The sequence below is a fragment of the Burkholderia sp. CCA53 genome, assembly GCF_001685525.1.
GTDB classification, from domain to species: Bacteria; Pseudomonadota; Gammaproteobacteria; order Burkholderiales; family Burkholderiaceae; genus Burkholderia; species Burkholderia multivorans.
The window spans coordinates 1638114-1659864 of sequence record NZ_BDDJ01000001.1 but is presented as its reverse complement, the minus strand read 5'-3'; the positions used below and the strand labels follow the sequence as shown (position 1 = coordinate 1659864).

Here is a 21751-nt window from a genome sequence, read left to right as displayed (position 1 = left end):
GCGCGTGCGTGGTCTACACTCGATGAACCTTGCCTGGCGAAGGAGCGTTCGTCCATGAAACCGACCCTGCGCGGCATCGACCACGTCGTGCTGCGCGTCACCGACATGGCTGCGATGACGCGCTTTTACTGCGATGCCGTCGGCTGTCACGTCGAGAAGGAGCAGCCCGATCTCGGCCTCGTGCAACTGCGCGCCGGCGACGCGCTGATCGACCTGCTCGCCGTCGGCAGCAAGATCGACCGCGCCGACAGCGGGCCGCCCGGCGCCGGGCGCAACGTCGATCACGTGTGCCTGCGCGTCGAACCGTTCGACCCCGACGCGCTGATCGCGCACTTCGCCCGTTTCGGTGCGCGGCCCGGCGAGCCGATCGAGCGCTACGGCGCCGGCGGCTACGGGCCGTCGATCTACCTGTTCGATCCGGAAGGAAACATGCTGGAGTTCAAGGGGCCGCCTGCCGTCGTCGGCTGAGCGTGCGGGCCGCGGATGGCGCGCTCACGCGTCGGCGCGCGCCTTCAGCGTCGTCCATTCGACCGCGACCGGATCGTGATCGGCGCTCGAGATCCACGCGGCGCCGTCCTGCACCGTGCACTGCAGGCGCATCGTGCGCTCCGCGAGGCGGCCAAGCGCGGCCGCGACGCCTTCCGCGAGCGACAGCACCTGCACGTTGCGCAGCCGCTCGACCTTGCTGCGCACGCCCTGCCACCAGATATCCGACGTCTTCCCGCCGTACGCGATCACCGTGACCTGTGCGGCGCGGCCCGCTGCCTTCGCGATGCGCCGCTCGTCGGGCTGGCCGACCTCGATCCATGCGTCGATCGCGCCGGTCAGATCCTTCTGCCACAGATCGGGCTCGTCGGTGTCCGACAATCCCTTGCCGAACTCGAGACGCTCGTGCGCGAGCAGCGCGAACGCGGCGATCCGCACCATCATCCGTTCGTCGGTTTCGGACGGATGACGCGCGACCGTCAGCGCATGATCGGCGTAGTAATGCCGATCCATGTCGGCGATTTGCAGTTCGGCTTTGTAGATCGTGGATTTCAGCGCCATGCGGATGCGGCCCGGGCGGGCATTCGGTTCGGTCGGGCCGTGATGATACCGAATGCGTGCGGCCGCGCGTGTCGCCGCATGCCCATAGCACAACGGCCCGGCATTGCCGGGCCGCGTCCGATCCGCGCCGCCAGCTCGGCGAGCCGGCGCACGCGGTGCCTGCCGCGTCGCGTCGTCGTGCGACTGCGCGTTACTGCTTGATGAAGCGCGCGTCCGTCCAGAGACCTTGCTGGTCGCTGTTGTCCGCGCTGACGAACTGCACGTCGCCGTGCTCGACCGACACCACGCGGAAACGCTGGCCTTCCGGTACCGACAGGCAACGGAAGTCGTCGAAGTACTGCTGCTTCGCCTGCGCCTTGCCGTCGCGTTCGTGACTCAGTACGGAATCCAGATTGTCTTTCGACAGGCAGCCCCAGGCATTCTTCGTCAACTGGATTTCCTGCTTCGGCTGAACGGCTACATCGCCGCCCGCCTGGGCAATCGACACCATCGCACACGCGCCGACGAGGGCAAGAAAGACACCGGTACGCTTCATCATGTTTTGTCTCCAGGCTTGCGGGCACCAGGCTGGGGTTAGCTATGTGTTTAAAGGTGATCGTGAACCCGCGTTTTTCACTTTAGAAGACCGGCAAACGATAGCAAGCACATTTGTTGTGCGATCGCAATAGCGGCGAATTGTCGCACCCTGCGCGCGAGCGTTTTTTGGCGTCGGCAACGCCCGCCGCGCTTCGGCTACACGGCGGCCGGATTGATGGCGACAGTTCGCAGAGCGTTACGTGACAAGGCTTTCAACGCAGTTACAGCGCACGGCATGAACGGTTTGGATAATCCATTTCGATGTCCAGACCATTTTGATGCAACGCACATAAAGTCGTGCGACGCGCTGCCCGATTATTGCGCTGCGCTATCCGATTTACATCATTCAAGAAAAATGCCAGAAATAAGCCGATCCGTATTTATCCGGATCGGCCCGGCCATTCGCGCGGTTCGATTACGCCGCTTGCTGCTTCGCAAAATAGTCGCGCTGGAAGATGCACATCCGATACGCGTTGTGATACGTGCCGTTGCCGAAAAATTCTTCCTTCAATTCGGCCTCGTGCTGAAAACCGCACTTTTCGTAGATGTGAATCGCCGCCGCGTTCGACGTATCGACGATCAGATACAGCTTGCGCAGGTTCAGCACCTTGAACGCGTACTCGATCGCGAGCCGCGTTGCCTGCCCCGCATAGCCGCGCCCCTGACGCTGCGGCGCGATGATGATCTGGAACTCGCCGCGGCGATGGATGTAGTCGAGCTCGATCAACTCGACGAGCCCGACCAGTTCGCCCTGCGTGTCGACCGCGACGAAGCGGCGTTCGCGCTGATCGTGCACGTGGCGGTCGTACAGCTGCGACAGCTCGGCGAACGTTTCGTACGGTTCCTCGAACCAGTAGCGCATGATTTTCGCGTCGTTGTTCAGCTCGTGAACGAAGCGCAGGTCCTGACGTTCCAGCGGGCGCAGCGCAAGCGTATGGGTCTCGTTCTGAAGTTGCATATTCGCGTCCTTTTTTGAGGCCGGCGTGTGCGTCGAACGCGTGCGTCCGCTGTCGCGGCCGCCGCGCGGCGCGTTGTAAGAAGTTGAACGCCGGCGAAGTTCAGAGCCTAGAATGGGAGCAAGGGTTCCTGCCACCGCAAGGAGGCTATCGTGATCGAGCATGTCATTCTCGGCATCTTTCTCGTGCTGCCGCTCGTCATTGTCGCAGCGCTGTTTTCCGACGAACTCTGGCAGGAACATCGCCGCCAGCATCCGCGCGACGAACACGCGCCGCATATCGACTGGAAGCATCCGTGGCGCCGCGTGCGTCGCGGCCACTGAATCGCCCGCCGCGCGGCGACGCGCCCGCGGCCGCGCCGCCGCGCGGCGGCCTCATCTGCCCCGACCGCGAGATTCCGACGTGAACGACAAACTGCCCACTCCCGCACACGACATTCCGAACGAAGCGATCGATCTGCAAATCGCCGACGTGCTCGCCGCCGTCCGCTACCCGGCGAACAAGGACGCGATCGTGGACGCCGCGCGCGACGCCGGCGCGAGCAACGAAGTGCTGTCGATGCTCGACGGCCTGCCGGAGCAGGATTATCCGGACGTCGATGCCGTCACGCGCTGGGTCGCCGGCAATTTCGGGCCCGGCATCGGCACCTGAGGCGACGCGCGCGCACGCCGCCGCCGCGCCACGCGTCCTGCGCGTCCTTTTGCGGCCCGACAGCTCGAAACGTCAGCGGTTTCGGCGATTTGTTACGGTCATTCTGACCGGAATAATGCGCCGTTACGCAATGGACGCCGGGGAAACGAATCCTTACAGCCGGTGTTCGGGGCGCTCGCTATGCTGGGTTCCATATCGAATCCAGCGGGTGAACGCGATGAAAAAGACTCTGTTGCTGATTGCCGGTGTGGCCGCGTTGCTGAGCGGCTGCATCGTCGTGCCGGACGGCGGCTATTACGACGGCGGGTATCACCATCATCATCGGCATTGGGACTGATGCCGATGCCGCGCACGGGCGCTTCGGCAACGCGATGACGCCCCGCTTGCCGCGCCTCGGCGCGCGGCGTTGAAGGTGAAGTGATGGCGGCGATTGCCGCGTCACTTCCCGATGCAAAACCTGCTGAAGATCACGCCCAGCAGATCGTCCGAAGTAAATTCCCCCGTAATCGCATTGAGCTGTTCCTGCGCGAGCCGAAGCTCCTCCGCGAACAGATCGAGCGACTGCGCACGCTGTTCCGCATGCTCGGCCGCGCGCGCGAGGTGATCCTGCGCGGCGCGCAGCGCGATCAGATGCCGCTCGCGCGCGAGATACACGCCTTCCGCGCCGGCCTGCCAGCCGGCGATGCGCAGCAGCTCCGCACGCAGCAGGTCGATCCCGTCGCCGCGCTTCGCGGATAGATGCACTTCGGTCAGATCGCCTTCCTCGGCCGGATGTGCAGCCGATGCCGGCACGCCGGTCAGATCCGTCTTGTTCAGCACGCGCACGACCGGCACGCCGGCCGGGAAACGCGCGGCGATTGCGTCGTCGTCCGCGGTCATCCCGGTGCGCGAATCGAGCAGATGCAGCACGACGTCCGCGCGCTCGATCTCGCTCCACGTGCGCGCGATCCCGATCCGCTCGACCTCGTCCTCGGTCTCGCGCAGGCCGGCCGTATCGATGATGTGCAGCGGAATCCCTTCGACCTGGATCGTCTGCGCGACCTTGTCGCGCGTCGTGCCGGCGATCGGCGTGACGATCGCGAGCTCCGCGCCGGCCAGCGCGTTCAGCAGCGACGACTTGCCGACGTTCGGCTGCCCCGCGAGCACGACCGACAGCCCTTCGCGCAGCAGCGCGCCCTGCCGCGCATCGCCGAGCACGTGCGCGAGCTGCGCGCGGATCTTCGCGAGCTTGCCGCGTGCGTCGGCCGCTTCGAGAAAGTCGATTTCCTCTTCCGGAAAATCGAGCGTCGCCTCGACCAGCATCCGCAGATCGATCACGTCGTCGACGAGTGCATGAATCTGCCGCGAAAACGCCCCGTCGAGCGAGCGCCCGGCCGAGCGCGCGGCTGCCTCGGTGCTTGCCTCGATCAGATCGGCGACCGCTTCGGCCTGCGCGAGATCGAGCTTGTCGTTCAGAAATGCGCGGCGCGTGAATTCGCCGGGCTCCGCGAGCCGCAGTCCGACCGCGCGACCGACGTCGAGGCAGCGCTGCAGCAGCAGCTGCATCACGATCGGGCCGCCGTGCCCCTGCAGTTCGAGCACGTGCTCGCCCGTATATGAGTGCGGCGCCGGGAAGTACAGCGCGATGCCGCGATCGAGCGGCGCGCCCTGCGCGTCGAGGAACGGCACGTAGCTCGCATGGCGCGGCGCGAGCCGCTGACCGCATAGTGCGTCGATCATCGGCAGCGCCGCCGCCTCGCCGCCGCGCCCGAACGATACGCGGACGACGCCGATGCCGCCCCGGCCGGCAGCAGTGGCAATGGCGACGATCGGATCGGAATCGGTAGCGAGCATGGGGATCGGAGGCGGTGATCAGGCAGTCAGTGGTGCGCCCGCGCAACAGGTCGGGCAAACGAACGCCGGCATTGTAGCGCGCCCGCACCCGCACGGCGGGCGCATCTGGCCGTTTCAGACGGTATCGAATTTATCCCGGTGGGGATAAGCCGTGTCTCAGTCCCGTACACTGTCGCGCGACGCGCTTCGGACCGGTATGCCGTCCGGCGCGCATTCGCGCCCGGTCGTTTCGTTCCGCACCCGCCGGTCGACAGGTTGGGATTCGTCTGCATAGGATATGTTTATCCCATACGGTTGTCTGAAACGGGTCGGCGGAATTGCACAATCCCGTCCATGCCGACACCCGAAGAAAAAGCGGCGTTCTCGGAACGCCTGAAATTCGCCTTGCGGCGCAGCCCGGAAAAGATCGCCGGTGCGACGGAGCTTGCCAACCGCTTCAATCTGCGTCATCGCGGAACGCATCCGGTTTCGCCGCAGACCGCGCACAAATGGCTGACGGGCCGCACCATTCCGACGCCCGACAAACTCGAAACGCTCGCCGAATGGTTGCGCGTCGAGTTGCACTGGCTGCACTACGGCCCGTCGCCGAGCGCGGCCGATCATGCGACGCCGCAACCGCTGCCGCGCGACGAACGCTATCCGCCGACACCGGAGACGATCGAGCTCGCATCGAAGATCGAAGCGCTGTCGCCGCATCAGCGTTATCTGGTGCAGGAACTCGTCGAACAGTTCTACGGCGAACCGAAGGGCGACGCAAAGAAACCGTGAGCGGCGCGCCAAGCGCCGCCTGTCAAGTCCTAGAATAGGTTGACAGTATCCGTACGCTAGAACGCCCGATGCACCGCATCGGGCGTTTTGTATTTCAGGGCAGCATGTGGCCGCTCGTGGTTGTAGGTGCGCACGGACTGTTCGACCATCTTGGTGGCCTGCTCGAGGTCAGCAGGACGCTGCAGCAAGAACTCACCCTTGAGGATGCCGTTGACCCGCTCGGCCAGCGCATTTTGATAGCAGTCGTAGCCGTCCGTCATCGAACAGCGCAAGCCGTGACGCCGATGGATGTCCTGATAGTAGGTCGAGCAGTACTGGATCCCACGATCGGAATGATGGATCAAGGGCTGGCTGGTCTGGCGCGTGCGCAACGCCTTCTTCAGCGCCTGACTGACCTGTTCGGTCTGTAGGCTGTCGTGAACGTGATGACCGACGATCTTGCGCGAGAACGCATCGGTAATCAGGCTCAGGTACACGAACGGGCCAGCCGTGGGCAGATAGGTGATGTCGGCCACCCACACTTGTTCGGGCCCAGTCGGCACGACCTGATCCGGCCCGGGTTTAAGCAGATTCGGATGTCGCCGGAAGCGATGATGGCTCTGCGTCGTCTTGTGGTACGCCCGGTGTGGCACGACCAACAGGCGCGCGGCGCGCAGCACATCGAACAATCGATCTCGCCCGAGCTTGATGCCGCGCTCACCCAAGACAGGCCCGAGCAGATGGTGCAGCTTTCGTGCCCCGAGTCTCGGTTGGCGCAGCCGTATATCGCGCACCAGCGTCGTCACGACTTCGGCTTGCGTGCTGCGGCGTTCCTCGCTGCGACATCGCTTGTAATACGCTTGCCGGCTGATGCCCATGTAGCGGCAGGCTCGTTCGACGCTCAGCTTTTTGATCCGCTTTTGCGCGACGACCTGCCCGAAGGCTTTTTTACGGTGATCCCGTAGTCCTTGCGCATCACGTCGAGCACGGCCTCGAACAACGCAGCTTTCTCCTGTGCCTCTCGCAGCTGCGTTTCCAATTCCTTGATGCGCTGCTCCGGCGTGAGCGGCTTGGCGTCTTGCTTTGACATAGTAGAACCCGATCGCGCACGGCCGGATGGATCGGCCCAATCCTGCAAGCCGTGCTTACGTAACCATACCAGCACGGTCGAGCGTCCTTGGATGCCGTAGCGCCGCTGCGCCTCTTTATACGTCAGCTCGCCTTTTTCGACTTGGGCCACCACCGATAGCTTAAAAGCCAAGCTGTAGTCCCGCTGCGTCCGCTTGATCCCTTGTTCCACTTGCCACCTCTTCGTCTCGGCGAAAAAGTGTCAACCTATTTCAGGACGGGTCAGCCTGAAAACAAAAAGCCGCATGGCGGAACCATGCGGCTTTTTTGCATGCGCGGCGCGCGGGCAGATCGCGCGCGCGCCGTTGCGTCATGCGGGCTTCTTCTTGACGCCGCCGAGCTTGCGCGTGATGTAGTACTGCTGCGCGATCGACAGCACGTTGTTCACGACGTAGTACAGCACGAGGCCGGCCGGGAAGAAGAAGAACATCACCGAGAACGCGATCGGCATGAACTTCATCATCTTGGCCTGGACCGGATCCGGCGGCGTCGGGTTCAGGCTCGTCTGCACGTACATCGAGACGGCCATCAGCACCGGCAGGATGAAGTACGGATCGCGCTGCGACAGATCGTGAATCCACAGAATCCACGGCGCGCCGCGCATTTCGACCGACGCGAGCAGCACCCAGTACAGCGAGATGAACACCGGGATCTGAATCACGACCGGCAGACAACCGCCGAACGGATTGACCTTCTCGGTCTTGTACAGCTCCATCAGCGCCGCGTTCATCTTCTGCGGATCGTTCTTGAAGCGTTCGCGCAGCGCCTGCATCCGCGGCGTGATTTCCTTCATGCGCGCCATCGACTTGTAGCTCGCCGCCGACAGCGGGAAGAACACGGCCTTGATCAGCAGCGTGAGCAGCACGATCGCCCAGCCCCAGTTGCCGACGTAGCTGTGGATCTTCTCGAGCAGCCAGAACAGCGGCTTCGCGATGATCGTCACCCAGCCGTAGTCCTTCACGAGTTCGAGGCCCGGCGCAATGCCTTCGAGCATGCGCTCTTCTTCCGGACCGGCAAACAGGCGCGCCTGCACGTCGACCGACTGGCCCGGCGCGATCGCGGCGACCGGCTGCTTCACGCCGACGCGGTACAGCGACGGATCGATCTTCTCCGCGTAGATGTCGCGCTTCGCGCCCTGCTGCGGAATCCACGCCGACGCGAAGTAGTGCTGCACCATCGCGACCCAGCCGTTGTCGGCGGACGTCACGTAGTCGGCCTTGTTCTTGTCGAGGTCGCTGAAGTTGATCTTCTGGAAGTGCTTCGCGTCCGTGTACACCGCCGGCCCGAGGAAGGTATGCGAGAACATCGGCGTTTCGACGGCCGTGTTGTCGCGCACGAGTTCCATGTAGAGCGTCGGCGTGACGGGCGTCGTGCCGACGTTGTCGATCTTCGTGTCGACGCCGATCACGTAGCTGCCGCGCGTGAACGTGTACGTCTTCACGACCTTCACGCCGCCCTTCACCGGCGACTCGAACGACAGCTTCAGCGTGTTCTGGTCGCCCGACAGCGACGTCGGGCCCGCATTGACCTGCGTATAGACGTCGTTGTGGTTCGGGAAGTCGCCGAGCAGGCCCGTGCGCGCGAGGTACGTGTGGCCCGCCGTGTGGTCGAACAGCGTGATGTACAGATCGGGCTGCTTGCCGTCGCCCTGCTTCTTCAGCGTGAGCTTCGCGAGCGTGCCGCCGCGCGTGTCGATTTCGCCGTCATACACGTCGGTCGAGAACTTCACGAGCTGCGCCTGTGCGGCGGGCGCCGTCGTTGCGGGCGCGGCGCCGGCAGCGGGGGCCGGCACGTTGCCGGCCGTCGTCGTCGCGCCGGTGCCGGACGCGCCGCCGGCAGCCGCGGGGGCCGTCTGCGTGGCGCTCGGGAAGAACATCGACGGGCGTCCATGGGACCGCTGCCAGTTGTCGTACAGCATGACAGCTGACATGAAGAAGATCACCCATAGGACGGTGCGTTTGATATCCATGCGTTGTCTCAGAGTCGATGGGACTGCGCGTCGGCGTCGCCGCGCGCGCGAGTGTCGGAGTTGGGCGGCGGGACGAGGTCGATGCCGCCCGCGGAAAACGGATGGCATCGGCACACGCGCCTGACGGCGAGATACGTGCCGCGCGCGGCGCCATGATACTGGATTGCCTCGCGCGCGTAATCCGAACAGGAAGGATAAAAACGGCAACGGTTGCCGAGCAGCGGACTCACGGCAACCTTGTAGAAGCGCAGCAAGGCGGTCAATACCGTTTTCATACCTGGGGCGACGCCGTTCGGCGCCGCGTCAAAACCGGCCGCGCGGGCGCGAACGCCGCGCTTCGGCACGGATGCGTCACTCGGACGCGGGCTTCGACGCGCGGCGGGCGATTTCCCGGGCCGCTCTGTCGAGCAGCTCGCGGATTTCGGCCGCGCACATCGCCGCGAGCGGAGCGGAAGCCGCGCTCGGCAGCGCCTTCTTGTCGAAGCGCGTGTGCTGCCGCAGCAGCAGGTCGTATCCCGCGAATTCGGCCCGCCGCACGCGAAACGCTTCGCGCGCAAGCCGCTTCACGAGATTGCGCGTCACGGCACGCGGCGCGTACTTCTTGCCGACGACGAGCCCCAGTCGCGCGGGCTGGCCGGTCGGCTTGCCGTAGATCACGAAATGCGCGGAGCGCCGCCACGGGCGCAAACGAAAAACGGATGAAAATTCATCCGTTTTCAGAAGTCGCGCAGCTTTCGGGAAGGCGGCTTTCGTCTGCAACGGATTCGCACCCGGTTCGACGGCACCCTCCGCAGGGCTGCGGACGGCGGACACAGCGCGCAACCCGCCTTAAATGGCGAGGCGCTTGCGGCCCTTCGCGCGGCGAGCGTTGATGACCTTGCGGCCGCCTGCCGTCTTCATGCGGACACGGAAGCCATGGGTGCGCTTGCGGCGCGTCACGGACGGTTGGTAAGTACGTTTCATGATGCTCTCACTTGTTCGAGAATGTCGAAATTCAGGGGACCGCGTGCCCTTACCGGACGCCTTCGGGCGAACGCAATCGCCGGAAATACAGGATTGGTTTTCGCGGAACCCGCTATTTAAACCGTTTTTCTCTTGACGGTCAATACTTTACGGTGCTTGCGCCTGTGCCGGCCCTCGCCGATCCGGCCCCGCGACCCACAATCGCACCCTGTGGATAAGTCCCGCTGTGACCGCGTTTGGCGTTAGAATCTCGCCTTATCTCCAAGAATCCCGCACGCCGCTTCGGCTCGCGCCTGCCTCGCCCCAGACCGTGACGCAGGCGCCCGAAGCACGCTCGCACGCCGCTTCGGGCCTTGTTGCGCGACCGCGACAAGGGCGCCGGCGAGTCGCTGTGCACGCATAAAACGACAGTCATTTGATGAACGATTTCTGGCAACACTGTTCCGCACTGCTGGAGCGCGAATTGACGCCCCAGCAGTACGTGACGTGGATCAAACCCTTGGCCCCGGTGGCCTTCGATGCGTCGGCGAACACGCTGTCCATCGCTGCGCCGAACCGCTTCAAGCTAGACTGGGTCAAGAGCCAGTTTTCGGGTCGGATCGCCGATCTGGCCCGCGATTTCTGGAACGCGCCGATCGAAGTCCAGTTCGTCCTCGATCCGAAGGCCGGCATGCGCAGCCCGGCGGCCGGCGCGGCGCCCGCTGCGCCGCGCGCGCCGCTCGCGAGCGGCCCGGCCGCGACGGTGGCCGCGATCGCGGCGAATCTGACCGCGAACCAGTCGGCCGCGCCCGCCGCGCCGGCCGACGTGCCGATGACGCCGTCGGCCGCCGCCGCGCATCATCTGAACAACGACGACGCCGACATCGACCTGCCGAGCCTGCCCGCCCACGAGGCGGCGGCCGGCCGGCGCACCTGGCGTCCGGGCCCCGGCGCCGCGCCCGCGGCAGGCGGCGAGGCCGATTCGATGTACGAGCGCTCGAAGCTGAACCCGGTGCTCACGTTCGACAACTTCGTGACCGGCAAGGCGAACCAGCTCGCGCGCGCGGCCGCGATCCAGGTCGCGGACAACCCCGGCATCTCGTACAACCCGCTGTTCCTGTACGGCGGCGTCGGCCTCGGCAAGACGCACCTGATCCACGCGATCGGCAACCAGCTGCTGCTCGACAAGCCCGGCGCGCGGATCCGCTACATCCACGCGGAGCAATACGTGTCGGACGTCGTGAAGGCGTACCAGCGCAAGGCGTTCGACGATTTCAAGCGCTACTACCACTCGCTCGACCTGCTGCTGATCGACGACATCCAGTTCTTCTCGGGCAAGTCGCGCACGCAGGAGGAATTCTTCTACGCGTTCGAGGCGCTCGTCGCGAACAAGGCGCAGGTGATCATCACCAGCGATACGTATCCGAAGGAGATTTCGGGGATCGACGATCGCCTGATCTCGCGCTTCGATTCCGGGCTGACCGTCGCGATCGAGCCGCCCGAGCTCGAGATGCGCGTCGCGATCCTGATGCGCAAGGCGCAGTCCGAAGGCGTGAACCTGTCGGAAGACGTCGCGTTCTTCGTCGCGAAGCATCTGCGCTCGAACGTGCGCGAGCTCGAGGGCGCGCTACGCAAGATCCTCGCGTATTCGAAGTTCCACGGCCGCGAGATCTCGATCGAGCTGACCAAGGAAGCGCTGAAGGATCTGCTGACCGTGCAGAACCGGCAGATTTCGGTCGAGAACATCCAGAAGACCGTCGCCGACTTCTACAACATCAAGGTCGCCGACATGTATTCGAAGAAGCGTCCGGCGAACATCGCGCGGCCGCGGCAGATCGCGATGTATCTGGCGAAGGAACTGACGCAAAAGAGCCTGCCCGAGATCGGCGAGCTGTTCGGCGGACGCGATCACACGACCGTGCTGCACGCGGTGCGCAAGATCGCCGACGAACGCAGCAAGGACGCGCAGCTGAACCACGAACTGCACGTGCTGGAGCAGACGCTGAAGGGTTGAGCGCGCCGCGCACTTGAGAATCATGAGTCCGCCCCAATTTAGGAGGGGCGATTCGGTTTTGAGGCACAATACAGGTTTGACCGCCCCGGCGTCGGCGGGCAATACGTCCGGCCGCGGGGCGCTGCGAGGCTGCTGCGCTGCAGGCCGTCATCTCAACGAAGGAACTCTATGCAACTGGTCAAGACCGAACGAGACACCCTCCTCAGGCCGCTGCAAACGGTCAGCGGCATCGTCGAGCGCCGCCACACGTTGCCGATCCTCGCCAACCTGCTGATCACGAAGAACGGCCCGGACGTTTCTTTCCTGTCGACCGACCTGGAGCTGCAGATCACGACGCGCGCCGATTTCGGCGTCGGCAGCGACCAGGTGGCCACCACCGTCGCGGCCCGCAAGCTGCTCGACATCCTGCGCGCGATGCCCGACGGCCAGGTCACGCTGTCGCTCGCGGACAAGCGCCTCACCGTTCAGTCGGGCAAGAGCCGCTTCGCACTGCAGACGCTCGCGGCCGACGAGTTCCCGACCGTCGCGCAGGCGAAGGATTTCGGCGCGAGCCTGACCGTCCCGCAGAAGTCGTTCCGCCAGCTGCTCGGCATGGTGCACTTCGCGATGGCGCAGCAGGACATCCGCTACTACCTGAACGGCATGCTGCTCGTCGTCGACGGCGATCAGCTGATGGCCGTGGCCACCGACGGCCACCGCCTCGCGTTCTCGTCGATGAAGATCGACGGCGGCACGTTCGGGCGCCAGGAAGTGATCGTTCCGCGCAAGACCATTCTCGAGCTGCAGCGCCTGCTCGAAGACATCGACGACACCGTCACGATCGACATCGCCCAGACGCAGGCGAAGTTCACGTTCGGCCAGGTCGAGTTGGTGTCGAAGCTCGTCGAGGGCAAGTTCCCCGACTTCCAGCGCGTGATTCCGAAGGCGCACAAGAACACGTTCCAGATCGGCCGCGAGGAACTGCAGCGTTCGCTGCAACGTGCGGCGATCCTGACCTCGGACAAGTTCAAGGGCGTACGCTGCATCGTCGCGCCCGGTCAGCTGAAGATCATGTCGACCAACGCCGATCAGGAAGAGGCGCAGGAAGAACTGGAAATCGCGTATCAGGGCGATACGGTCGACATCGGCTTCAACGTCACGTATCTGCTCGACGTGCTCGCGAACCTGAAGGTCGACACCGTGCAGGTGAGCCTCGGCGATGCCAGCTCGAGCGCACTGATCACCGTGCCCGAGAACGACGAGTTCAAGTATGTCGTGATGCCGATGCGCATCTGACGCGCGCGACACACGACACATTCCAGGGGGCGGCAAGCCCCTTTGGCGTTTTTATGGCGATTCGACAACCCCTCCTCCCCGCGCCGGGCCGGCGCCCTGGAGGGGCCAGGAAAACTGGAGCGGCCCGGCGTTTCCTCGCGGAAACGCACAGCGCCGCCGCTTGAGTGGCCTCGCAGAACCGGAAGATATCCATGAGTGAACAGCACAATTCGCAGCCCGATAACAGCAGCTACGGCGCCTCGTCGATCCAGATCCTCGAGGGTCTGGAGGCGGTGCGCAAGCGCCCCGGGATGTACATCGGCGACACGTCGGACGGCACCGGTCTGCACCACCTCGTCTTCGAGGTGCTCGACAACTCGATCGACGAAGCGTTGGCCGGGTACTGCAACGACATCCACGTGACGATTCACGCCGACAATTCGATTTCCGTCGTCGACAACGGCCGCGGGATTCCGACCGACGTGAAGATGAACGACAAGCACGAACCGAAGCGCAGCGCCGCCGAGATCGTGATGACCGAGCTGCACGCGGGCGGCAAGTTCGACCAGAACAGCTACAAGGTGTCGGGCGGGTTGCACGGCGTCGGCGTGTCGTGCGTGAACGCGCTGTCGAGCTGGCTGCGCCTCACCGTGCGCCGCAACGGCAAGAAGCACTTCATGGAGTTCCATCGCGGCGTCGCGCAGGATCGCGTGATCGAAGTCGTCGACGGCGAGGAAGTGTCGCCGATGCAGGTGATCGGCGATACCGAGAACCGCGGCACCGAAGTGCACTTCATGGCCGATCCGACGATCTTCGGCACCGTCGAGTACCACTACGACATCCTCGCGAAGCGGATGCGCGAGCTCTCGTTCCTGAACAACGGCGTGCGGATCCGCCTGACCGACCTGCGTTCGGGCAAGGAAGACGATTTCGCGTTCGCCGGCGGCGTGAAGGGCTTCGTCGAGTACATCAACAAGACGAAGAGCAACCTGCACCCGACGATCTTCCACGTGATCGGCGAGAAGGACGGCGTGGGCGTCGAAGTCGCGATGCAGTGGAACGACAGCTACAACGAGAACGTGCTGTGCTTCACGAACAATATTCCGCAGCGCGACGGCGGCACGCATCTGACCGGCCTGCGCGCCGCGATGACGCGCGTGATCAACAAGTACATCGCCGATAACGAAATCGCGAAGAAGGCGAAGGTCGAGACGACCGGCGACGACATGCGCGAAGGCTTGTCGTGCGTGCTCTCCGTGAAGGTGCCGGAGCCGAAGTTCAGCTCGCAGACGAAGGACAAGCTCGTTTCGTCGGAAGTGCGTGCGCCGGTCGAGGAAGTCGTCGCGAAGGCGCTCGAGGAGTTCCTGCTCGAAACGCCGAACGACGCGAAGATCATCTGCGGGAAGATCGTCGAGGCTGCGCGCGCGCGCGATGCCGCGCGCAAGGCGCGCGAGATGACGCGCCGCAAGGGCGTGCTCGACGGCGTCGGGCTGCCGGGCAAGCTCGCGGACTGCCAGGAGAAGGATCCGGCGAAGTCGGAAATCTACATCGTCGAGGGCGACTCGGCGGGCGGCTCGGCGAAGCAAGGGCGCGACCGCAAGTTCCAGGCGATCCTGCCGCTGCGCGGCAAGGTGCTGAACGTCGAGAAGGCGCGCTACGACAAGCTGCTGTCGTCGGAGCAGATCGTCACGCTCGTGACCGCGCTCGGCTGCGGGATCGGCAAGGACGACTACAACCTCGACAAGCTGCGCTATCACCGGATCATCATCATGACCGACGCGGACGTCGACGGTGCGCACATCCGCACGCTGCTGCTCACGTTCTTCTACCGTCAGATGCCGGAGATGATCGAGCGCGGGTATGTGTATATCGCGCAGCCGCCGCTGTACAAGGTGAAGGCCGGCAAGGACGAGCGCTATCTGAAGGACGATGCGGAGCTGAACGCGCACATGCTGCGGCTCGCGCTGCAGGGTTCGGAACTGCTGCCGAGCGAGAACGCGACGCCGATCACCGGCGATGCGCTCGGCGAGCTCGCGCGGTCGTATCTGATGTCGCAGAGCGTGATCGAGCGGCTGAGCCGCCTGTACGACCCGGCGGCGCTCGAGGCGATCATGGATGGCGTTTCGATCGATCTGTCGAGCGAGGCGTCGACGGAGGCGTCGGCGAAGGCGCTGCACGCGGCTCTGCATGACGACACGCTGAAGAACGAAGTGCGTGTGGTGCCGGCTTACGATCCGGTGCGCGAACTGCGGTCGCTGCGCGTCGAGCGTGCGCATCACGGCAACGTGCGCGTTTCCGTGATCGACGAGGAGTTCCAGCACACGGCGGATTATCAGCAGCTTGTGAATACGGCCAAGACGTTCGAAGGGCTGATTCAGGCCGGCGCGGTGATCAAGCGCGGCGAGCGCAGCATGGCCGTGACGGACTTCAAGAACGCGATGAAGTGGCTGCTCGCGGATGCGGAGCGGAATGTTTCGAAACAGCGGTATAAGGGGTTGGGCGAGATGAACCCGGAGCAGCTGTGGGAAACGACGATGGATCCGAATGTGCGACGGTTGCTGCGTGTGCAGATCGAGGATGCCATTGCGGCGGACGGGATCTTTACGACGCTGATGGGCGATGAGGTGGAGCCGCGGCGGGCGTTTATCGAGTCTAATGCGTTGAGGGCGGGGAATATTGATGTTTGATATCGATCCTTGAGGGCCTGTCAGGAATTTTGTGTTTAAGGCATAACATGCTCCCAAGGAGAATTTATGCCTCGCAAACCGAAAGCCCAGCCGGCGGCTCTGCCGGCGATTCCGGCCGAGTTGCTTGAGCAGTTCGGCAACGGTCCGATGACGGCTGAAGCCATCAATGCCGCGACGCTGGCGCTCAAGAAGGCGCTGATCGAACGGGCACTGGGCGGCGAGATGAACCATCATCTCGGCTACCCTCCCGGTGCTGCCAAGCCGGCCAACGCCACGAATCAGCGCAACGGCAAAGGGGCCAAGACGGTTCTGACCGAAGACGGTCCGATCCGTATCGAGGTGCCGCGTGCCCGCGACGGCAGCTTCGAACCCATCCTGATTCCCAAGCACGAACGGCGCTTCACGGGCTTCGACGACAAGATCGTCGCAATGTATGCCCGGGGCATGACCGTACGCGAGATCCAAGGCTTCCTGCTGGAGCAGTACGGCACTGAGGTCTCGCCCGACTTCATCAGCTCGGTCACCGACGAGGTCATGGCCGAAGTAACCGCCTGGCAGGCCCGGCCGCTCGAGCCAATGTATCCGGTCGTGTTTTTCGACGCACTGCGGGTCAAGATTCGCGAAGACGCCGTCGTGCGCAACAAGGCGGTGTACCTGGCGCTGGGTGTGCTGCCCGACGGCACGCGGGAGATCCTGGGCCTGTGGATCGAGAATACCGAGGGCGCCAAGTTCTGGATGAAGGTGTTCAATGACTTGAAGACGCGCGGCGTTCACGACATCCTGATCGCCGTCACTGACGGACTGAAGGGCATGCCCGAAGCGCTGGCAGCAGTGTTTCCGGCCACGACGCTGCAAACCTGCATCGTCCATTTGATCCGCAACAGCCTCGATTACGCCAGTTGGAAGGACCGCAGAGGACTGGCCGCCGCGATCAAACCGATCTACGCCGCCCCCAGTGCGGAAGCCGCTCAGGCCGAACTCGATGCGTTTGCGGATGGTCCGTGGGGCCAGAAATTCCCGACCGTCAGTAGCGCGTGGCGCAACGCCTGGGATCGCGTGATCCCGTTCTTTGCGTTTCCGCCGGGTGTGCGCAAGATCATCTACACGACGAACGCGATTGAAAACATCAACTCGCAGTTGCGCAAGATCATCAAGACCCGTGGTCACTTCCCGACCGACGAGGCCGCCACCAAGCTCATCTGGCTGGCCTTGCGCAACATCACCGCGAATTGGGGAAGTGCCGCGCATGACTGGAAGACGGCCATGAACCAATTCGCTATCCTTTATGCAGATCGGTTCGTTCGACCTTCCGTGTAATTGTTCCACCCGCCTTGAACACGGAAATCCTGACACCCCCATCCTTGACGAACCGGGCCGTATTTGACGCTAGGCAGATGCGGTTGTTGTAAAAATGGCGGTTACCTCATCGAGTGGCCGCCATTTTTTTGACAGAACAATGATCAACAGCCATTGTAAGAAGAAGGAGGCACGACTCTAATAGTCCTTCCTGATCAAACGCATCAACAGGCAGCTTCTCGAGCATTTACACAATTACAATCTGCAGTGAACCTGGTATACCGGCGTTCGAGTACCACGCCGTGAGGACACTATATTCTTTCAAAGCGATCAAATGCAACTCTGCGCAACACGCTCGCGTATAGCTTGCAAAGATGACTTAAGCAGATTTATATCGGCATCGTAACGATCTGTTTCTGGAGTTCTAATACCCGCATAATCGAGGCGCGAGCCGTCCAAAGGTACGGAGATAGGAGCTGCACGATGAACCGCGTCCTCACGTGCTCTGGTCAACGCGGAAATTTGCGCCTCCTTAGCCGATATTTCCCGTTCCAACCGACCACATGCTTGTCGCCGATCAAGGCTGGTAGCCAGCTTAGCCTCGAGTACCGCGTTTTTCTCGAGCAACCCGTCCCGCACGCTCTCCAGCTCGGAAGCACGTGATCGCAAGTTTTTCAGGTCGTTCTTCAGTGCGTCGCGCTCGGATTCGGATATCCAAACAAATGGCCCGCCAGGCCACGGTATCAAGTGTAGAGAACTCCAAATGACATACGAACTTATAGCGACGCCAATGACTACTCCGAATGCGAAGCTTTTTGGGCTAACCGAAGCAATGCGTAGCGCATGGCGACCTAAATTATCTTTCCAGTTTTCCATTTATATTGTTGATTAAAAAATGCTTTTCTTTGAAATCGAATATTTCACTATCAGATCTCTCTGATAGGCACCCCTCGCAATTTTATGCTGACACGCCCGGCCCATATGCCGTTCAACTGTTGCGCGGGTCGAGTACTGACCTGTCCAAGCCGTTCCTTGAACTTGGGACAGCTCCCGCCCCCCCAAAAGGCGCGGGGCACACGGGTTGCCGTACATACAACCTCTTGACGACTACCAGTTCAACGCAGAAGTGGGAAATGGCTGATGCCAATCATAAGTCACACTCCACGATGCTGGAACAGAAACACCGGATGCGGTGTGCTGAATAATCCTCGACGCGACCCGGGCCGATCCGAGCAAAGCTGGTCATGCACGCCGTGCGCGCACGCCATCGACATTTGAACCTGTTCGGTTTCGAGCCTGGCGCTCGTGTATCTCGACATCAAGCACGATGCCCGGCGGCTTACGGTCACGCCGGACTACAGCGTATTGGACTGGCGAGAACAGCCGTACGACGAAGCCGACACAGCGCAAGCAACGTAAATAAACGACAACGGCCGCTTCACGCGGCCCTTGCTTCATCCACGGCTGGCTCAACGCAAATCACTTCCGTCATCAACCGTTACAGACGTGAGCACGGCAACGCCCCGCCCTCACCTCCCCACCATCGCCCGCAGCACCCCATCCCTCCGAATCAACCCGTGATAAAGCGCCGCGCCAAAATGCGCGAGGAACGTCAAAAAGAATAAATAAGCCAGCACGCGATGCGCGACCCTGAGCCACGCGAACGTCACCGGATTCGCCGCAACGATCGCGGGCAACTGCACACCGCCACCCAACGTCACCGGATACCCACCCGCCGACAGCATTGCCCATCCAATCAGCGGCATCGCGACCATCAACGCATACAGCACAAGATGCGACCCATGCGCGGCCACCTTCTGCCACCACGGCAAATCGTCAGGCAACGCCGGCGGCTTCGACGAAAGCCGCACCACGATCCGCACACAAACGAGCACCAGCACGGCCACACCCAGCGGCTTATGCAACGCCACCAGAAAATCGTGCCGCTCGGACACCGACGCCACCATCCCCACGCCGACGAACAGCATCGTGAGCACCATCGCGGCCATCACCCAATGCAGCACGCGCGCCGGCAAACTGAAAGTCGTAGAAGCCTTCATCATCGTCCCTCCGCACTCAACCGCGCCGCGTCGGCCACGCCGGCCTCTTCGCTTGTCCTGCGCAGATACGAATCCGCATACGCCGCGGACCGCGCCGCCAGCAACGGATCGCCCGACACCTGAATCCCGCGCGGCAGCACCGTCGGGTCGTAATTGACGTCGCGGCACGGCCCGCTGTCCTGCGGCTCCACGTGATCGAGCACGAGCGTCCCCGCGTCGATCGTCGTGCGCTGCGCAGGCCAGACCTTCGTCGCGTCGTCCACCGGATCGCCAGGCTCGGCGAGCGTGACGAGCAGCTTCCACTTCTGCGCACCGTCCGCGATGCGCCGCGTCAGATCCTGCTCCAGCACGTTCGGATCCGCGGCGGTAGCGACGTCGCCGGCGCCGGCCGTCTGCTCCGGCACGACGCGCCACCGCACCGCGTGCCGCTGCCCGGCCGCGTCGACGAAGTAGAACGCGTTCAGCCCGTAATAACTCTCGGTGACGTAGCTCGCGCTCGGCTTCGCGCCCTTCACCCATTCGCGGAACGCGGCCGTCTCCGGATGCGCGGCAAAAAACGCCTTTACCTTCGCCGGATCGGGCTTGCCGGTCGCCGGGTCGGGTCGCGTCGCGAGCAATTGCGCGTAGAACGCCTGCGGCGTCGCGATCGGAAACACGGGCATCGCGTTCATCCCGGTGCGCCATTGCTCGCCATCGGGCGCCGTCAGCTTCAACGCGAGGCTGCGGATCGGCACGCTGCTGTCGGGCGCATACGGATTCCCGCCCGGCAACGCGAACCGCCCGACCACCGGCGTGCGCACGGGTTTGAAGAACGGCGCGACGGAATACTGGCTCGCCGTGCCGTTGCCTTCGAAGTAGCCGGTCACGCAGACGCCCTTCGCGTGATTACGCCGGAAGCCGGGATGCAGGCCGCCGGCGGTCTGCAGCGCGTCGACGAGCCGGTGCGGGGTCAGGCGCGCCGGCGCAAGCCAGCCGCCGACATAGCCGAACGCCAGCGCAGCGCCCGCGACGGCGCCGCCGATCGCGGCCCAGCGCCACCATCCGCGGCCGGGCTCGCGCGGCGGCGGCGAAGAAGAGGAAGATCGTTCCATGAATACACTCCCGATCGTCAGATCATTGTCGAACGCGCGTAGGACGCCGGCCGCCCGCCTTTATTCCATGAAAAAATTTTTCGTATGCTGATGGAATAACGGACGTCGACCGGCGTCCTACGCGGCATCTCCACGTTTCCGGCAACGGTCCGGCCATGCCCTCAAACGCCCTCGACGACGACGCGTTACGCGAACTCATCCCTCGGCTGCGCCGCTTCGCGCTGTGGCTCGCGCGCGATGTGCATGCGGCCGACGATCTCGTGCAGTCGACGCTCGAGCGCGCGCTGTCGCGCTGGACGAGCCGTCGCGACGACGCGTCGCTGCGCAGCTGGCTGTTCACGATCCTCTACCGGCAGTTTCTCGACGGCAAACGCAGCGCGAAACGCTACGCGTGGCTGCTCGGCCGCATGCGCGACGACGAAGAGCCGCATTGGCCGTCCGCCGAGCGCGAAGTCGCCGCGCGTGCGACGCTCGAGGCGTTCGGCCGGCTGTCCGACGAGCAGCGCAGCCTGCTGCTGCTCGTCGCGGTCGAGGGCTTTACGTATCAGGAAGTCGCCGATCTGCTCGACGTGCCGATCGGCACGGTGATGTCGCGGCTGTCGCGCGCGCGTCAGGCGCTGCGTTTGCTTAGCGACGGCGAACTGCCGGCCCCTTCACTGCGGTTGATGAAATGAATCCGATCCGTCCCGACGAACACGATCTCCAGGCCTATGTCGACGGCCAGCTCGACGACGACGCACGCGCCGCGGTCGAGCGCTATCTCGCGCTGCACCCGGAGAGTGCGGAACAGGTGAAGCAATGGCAGCAGGATGCGCAGCGTCTGCGCGCCGCGCTCGAAAGCGTGCGGATGCCGGGCGAGAACCCGGCGCTCGATCCGGCCGCGATTCGCGCGCGACGCGCGGAGCGCGCGCGGATGCGATTCGCGATGGCGGCCTCGTTCGTGTTCTGCGTCGGGCTCGGCACGTTCGGCGGATGGCAGGCGCGCGGGTGGAACGCGCAGCCGGCTGTCGCACCGATGAGCGATGCGCTCAACGCTTACCGGATGCTGGTGGTCAATCGGACGGCAAAGGTCGATTACCGGCCGACGGGTGCAAGCGATCTGCAACGGTGGCTCACCACGCGCGTCGGCACGTCGGCGAAGCTGCCGGATTTGAGCGCCGCAGGGTTCAGGCCGGTCGGCGGGCGGTTGTTCACGACGGACGTTGGCGCCACGTCCGCGATGGTGCTCTATGAGGACGATGCGGGGCGAACGCTGAGCTTCTATGTCCGGCCCGCGGAATCGTCGCGCCGGCTGCTGCCGGCCGGACAACGCGTGGACGGTGCGCTACTGGCGCGGTATGGATCGGTGAACGGGCTCAACTTCGCGGTGGTCGGGCCAGCGGATAGTCTCGAGGAGAAGGCCGTCGTGCGGGCGCTGGATCAGCAGACTTGAGCCGGGCGGCTCGGGGTGCGGCTGCGGGTGGATGCCGTTGTCAGGCTCGTCGGGTGTAGTCTTTCGGT

22 protein-coding genes are annotated in these 21751 nt (G+C 63.8%); 10 read left to right on the top strand and 12 right to left on the bottom strand.

Going from position 1 to position 21751, the window contains the following annotated elements; translation table 11 throughout:
- The first annotated feature begins 54 nt into the window (after positions 1-54).
- The gene (locus BCR55_RS07750) at positions 55-468 is read left to right on the top strand and encodes a VOC family protein (RefSeq protein WP_006407247.1); all 414 of its coding nucleotides are present in this window, start codon (positions 55-57) and stop codon (positions 466-468) included.
- Positions 469-492: 24 nt separating this feature from the next.
- Here the strand turns inward: BCR55_RS07750 and BCR55_RS07745 are convergent, their stop codons facing one another.
- The 3 genes from BCR55_RS07745 to speG form a co-directional block, all read right to left on the bottom strand.
- Positions 493-1047: a YaeQ family protein gene (locus BCR55_RS07745; protein WP_065494406.1), complete on the bottom strand. Its 555-nt coding sequence runs from the start codon at positions 1045-1047 to the stop codon at positions 493-495.
- 190 nt (positions 1048-1237) lie between these two features.
- Positions 1238-1585, bottom strand: coding sequence for a surface attachment protein Sap1 (gene sap1 / locus BCR55_RS07740; RefSeq protein WP_006401763.1), 348 nt, complete (start codon positions 1583-1585; stop codon positions 1238-1240).
- Between the two features lie 453 nt (positions 1586-2038).
- On the bottom strand, positions 2039-2581 hold the full coding sequence (speG, locus tag BCR55_RS07735; RefSeq protein ID WP_006411849.1) for a spermidine N1-acetyltransferase: 543 nt from the start codon (positions 2579-2581) through the stop codon (positions 2039-2041).
- Between the two features lie 150 nt (positions 2582-2731).
- Between speG and BCR55_RS32990 the strand changes: the two genes are divergently transcribed.
- Together BCR55_RS32990 and BCR55_RS07730 are read left to right on the top strand one after the other, a co-directional pair.
- The gene (locus BCR55_RS32990; RefSeq protein WP_006407250.1) at positions 2732-2902 is read left to right on the top strand and encodes a hypothetical protein; all 171 of its coding nucleotides are present in this window, start codon (positions 2732-2734) and stop codon (positions 2900-2902) included.
- 79 nt (positions 2903-2981) lie between these two features.
- Entirely contained in the window at positions 2982-3230 is a 249-nt protein-coding gene (locus BCR55_RS07730; protein WP_006407251.1) for a DUF2795 domain-containing protein, read from the top strand.
- Positions 3231-3668: 438 nt separating this feature from the next.
- Here BCR55_RS07730 and mnmE read toward each other — a convergent pair whose 3' ends face one another.
- Positions 3669-5063, bottom strand: a complete 1395-nt coding sequence (gene mnmE / locus BCR55_RS07725; protein WP_053297846.1) for a tRNA uridine-5-carboxymethylaminomethyl(34) synthesis GTPase MnmE — start codon at positions 5061-5063, stop codon at positions 3669-3671.
- A 333-nt stretch (positions 5064-5396) separates the two neighbouring features.
- Between mnmE and BCR55_RS07720 the strand changes: the two genes are divergently transcribed.
- The gene (locus BCR55_RS07720; RefSeq protein WP_006407253.1) at positions 5397-5831 is read left to right on the top strand and encodes a transcriptional regulator; all 435 of its coding nucleotides are present in this window, start codon (positions 5397-5399) and stop codon (positions 5829-5831) included.
- Positions 5832-5887: 56 nt separating this feature from the next.
- Here BCR55_RS07720 and BCR55_RS07715 read toward each other — a convergent pair.
- The 5 genes from BCR55_RS07715 to rpmH form a co-directional block, all read right to left on the bottom strand.
- Positions 5888-7110 (bottom strand): IS3 family transposase gene (locus tag BCR55_RS07715; protein WP_105775252.1). Its coding sequence is split into 2 segments (ribosomal slippage): positions 5888-6742 and positions 6745-7110, totalling 1221 coding nucleotides; the frame shifts between segments, so codons are not numbered across the junction.
- Positions 7111-7248: 138 nt separating this feature from the next.
- Positions 7249-8907, bottom strand: a complete 1659-nt coding sequence (gene yidC / locus BCR55_RS07705) for a membrane protein insertase YidC (protein WP_035489466.1) — start codon at positions 8905-8907, stop codon at positions 7249-7251.
- A gap of 8 nt (positions 8908-8915) precedes the next feature.
- Positions 8916-9182 carry a membrane protein insertion efficiency factor YidD gene (gene yidD / locus BCR55_RS07700; protein WP_006401754.1) on the bottom strand — a complete coding sequence of 89 codons (267 nt, stop codon included), beginning with the start codon at positions 9180-9182 and terminating at the stop codon, positions 8916-8918.
- Positions 9183-9258: 76 nt separating this feature from the next.
- Positions 9259-9720: a ribonuclease P protein component gene (gene rnpA / locus BCR55_RS07695; protein WP_012214387.1), complete on the bottom strand. Its 462-nt coding sequence runs from the start codon at positions 9718-9720 to the stop codon at positions 9259-9261.
- 15 nt (positions 9721-9735) lie between these two features.
- Positions 9736-9870, bottom strand: a complete 135-nt coding sequence (gene rpmH, locus BCR55_RS07690; RefSeq protein ID WP_004198824.1) for a 50S ribosomal protein L34 — start codon at positions 9868-9870, stop codon at positions 9736-9738.
- Positions 9871-10288: 418 nt separating this feature from the next.
- Here rpmH and dnaA point away from each other — a divergent pair, with 418 nt between their 5' ends.
- The 4 genes from dnaA to BCR55_RS07670 all read left to right on the top strand — a co-directional run bounded on the left by dnaA (position 10289) and on the right by BCR55_RS07670 (position 17121).
- Positions 10289-11863 carry a chromosomal replication initiator protein DnaA gene (gene dnaA / locus BCR55_RS07685; protein WP_006407258.1) on the top strand — a complete coding sequence of 525 codons (1575 nt, stop codon included), beginning with the start codon at positions 10289-10291 and terminating at the stop codon, positions 11861-11863.
- A 168-nt stretch (positions 11864-12031) separates the two neighbouring features.
- Positions 12032-13138, top strand: coding sequence for a DNA polymerase III subunit beta (gene dnaN, locus BCR55_RS07680; RefSeq protein ID WP_006401750.1), 1107 nt, complete (start codon positions 12032-12034; stop codon positions 13136-13138).
- A gap of 191 nt (positions 13139-13329) precedes the next feature.
- The gene (gene gyrB, locus BCR55_RS07675; protein ID WP_006401749.1) at positions 13330-15804 is read left to right on the top strand and encodes a DNA topoisomerase (ATP-hydrolyzing) subunit B; all 2475 of its coding nucleotides are present in this window, start codon (positions 13330-13332) and stop codon (positions 15802-15804) included.
- 66 nt (positions 15805-15870) lie between these two features.
- Entirely contained in the window at positions 15871-17121 is a 1251-nt protein-coding gene (locus BCR55_RS07670; RefSeq protein ID WP_065494405.1) for an IS256 family transposase, read from the top strand.
- A gap of 309 nt (positions 17122-17430) precedes the next feature.
- On the opposite strand, the gene BCR55_RS32310 is transcribed toward BCR55_RS07670, so the two are convergent.
- The 3 genes from BCR55_RS32310 to BCR55_RS07660 form a co-directional block, all read right to left on the bottom strand.
- Complete coding sequence (locus BCR55_RS32310) at positions 17431-17976, bottom strand: hypothetical protein (RefSeq protein WP_139094024.1); 546 nt, start codon at positions 17974-17976, stop codon at positions 17431-17433.
- Between the two features lie 653 nt (positions 17977-18629).
- The gene (locus tag BCR55_RS07665) at positions 18630-19163 is read right to left on the bottom strand and encodes a cytochrome b (protein ID WP_006401747.1); all 534 of its coding nucleotides are present in this window, start codon (positions 19161-19163) and stop codon (positions 18630-18632) included.
- Positions 19160-20251, bottom strand: coding sequence for a catalase family peroxidase (locus tag BCR55_RS07660; protein ID WP_065494404.1), 1092 nt, complete (start codon positions 20249-20251; stop codon positions 19160-19162). Before BCR55_RS07660 ends, BCR55_RS07665 begins: the two co-directional genes overlap by 4 nt.
- A gap of 155 nt (positions 20252-20406) precedes the next feature.
- On the opposite strand from BCR55_RS07660, the gene BCR55_RS07655 reads away from it, so the two are divergent.
- Together BCR55_RS07655 and BCR55_RS07650 are read left to right on the top strand one after the other, a co-directional pair.
- Entirely contained in the window at positions 20407-20925 is a 519-nt protein-coding gene (locus BCR55_RS07655) for a sigma-70 family RNA polymerase sigma factor (protein ID WP_006407263.1), read from the top strand.
- Entirely contained in the window at positions 20922-21683 is a 762-nt protein-coding gene (locus BCR55_RS07650) for an anti-sigma factor (RefSeq protein WP_006407264.1), read from the top strand. The genes BCR55_RS07655 and BCR55_RS07650 overlap by 4 nt, the downstream gene beginning before the upstream one ends.
- Positions 21684-21751: the final 68 nt, after the last annotated feature.

Bases quoted from the DNA above. Each gene is read 5' to 3' on its own strand.
- yidD (WP_006401754.1), bottom strand. From the start codon at position 9,182: ATGAAAACGGTATTGACCGCCTTGCTGCGCTTCTACAAGGTTGCCGTG.
- BCR55_RS07665 (WP_006401747.1), bottom strand. From the start codon at position 19,163: ATGATGAAGGCTTCTACGACTTTCAGTTTGCCGGCGCGCGTGCTGCAT.
- BCR55_RS07655 (WP_006407263.1), top strand. From the start codon at position 20,407: ATGCCCTCAAACGCCCTCGACGACGACGCGTTACGCGAACTCATCCCT.
- speG (WP_006411849.1), bottom strand. From the start codon at position 2,581: ATGCAACTTCAGAACGAGACCCATACGCTTGCGCTGCGCCCGCTGGAA.
- dnaN (WP_006401750.1), top strand. From the start codon at position 12,032: ATGCAACTGGTCAAGACCGAACGAGACACCCTCCTCAGGCCGCTGCAA.
- rpmH (WP_004198824.1), bottom strand. From the start codon at position 9,870: ATGAAACGTACTTACCAACCGTCCGTGACGCGCCGCAAGCGCACCCAT.
- BCR55_RS07745 (WP_065494406.1), bottom strand. From the start codon at position 1,047: ATGGCGCTGAAATCCACGATCTACAAAGCCGAACTGCAAATCGCCGAC.
- dnaA (WP_006407258.1), top strand. From the start codon at position 10,289: ATGAACGATTTCTGGCAACACTGTTCCGCACTGCTGGAGCGCGAATTG.
- BCR55_RS07670 (WP_065494405.1), top strand. From the start codon at position 15,871: ATGCCTCGCAAACCGAAAGCCCAGCCGGCGGCTCTGCCGGCGATTCCG.
- mnmE (WP_053297846.1), bottom strand. From the start codon at position 5,063: ATGCTCGCTACCGATTCCGATCCGATCGTCGCCATTGCCACTGCTGCC.
- BCR55_RS07650 (WP_006407264.1), top strand. From the start codon at position 20,922: ATGAATCCGATCCGTCCCGACGAACACGATCTCCAGGCCTATGTCGAC.
- gyrB (WP_006401749.1), top strand. From the start codon at position 13,330: ATGAGTGAACAGCACAATTCGCAGCCCGATAACAGCAGCTACGGCGCC.
- yidC (WP_035489466.1), bottom strand. From the start codon at position 8,907: ATGGATATCAAACGCACCGTCCTATGGGTGATCTTCTTCATGTCAGCT.
- BCR55_RS07660 (WP_065494404.1), bottom strand. From the start codon at position 20,251: ATGGAACGATCTTCCTCTTCTTCGCCGCCGCCGCGCGAGCCCGGCCGC.
- BCR55_RS07720 (WP_006407253.1), top strand. From the start codon at position 5,397: ATGCCGACACCCGAAGAAAAAGCGGCGTTCTCGGAACGCCTGAAATTC.
- BCR55_RS07750 (WP_006407247.1), top strand. From the start codon at position 55: ATGAAACCGACCCTGCGCGGCATCGACCACGTCGTGCTGCGCGTCACC.
- sap1 (WP_006401763.1), bottom strand. From the start codon at position 1,585: ATGATGAAGCGTACCGGTGTCTTTCTTGCCCTCGTCGGCGCGTGTGCG.
- BCR55_RS32310 (WP_139094024.1), bottom strand. From the start codon at position 17,976: ATGGAAAACTGGAAAGATAATTTAGGTCGCCATGCGCTACGCATTGCT.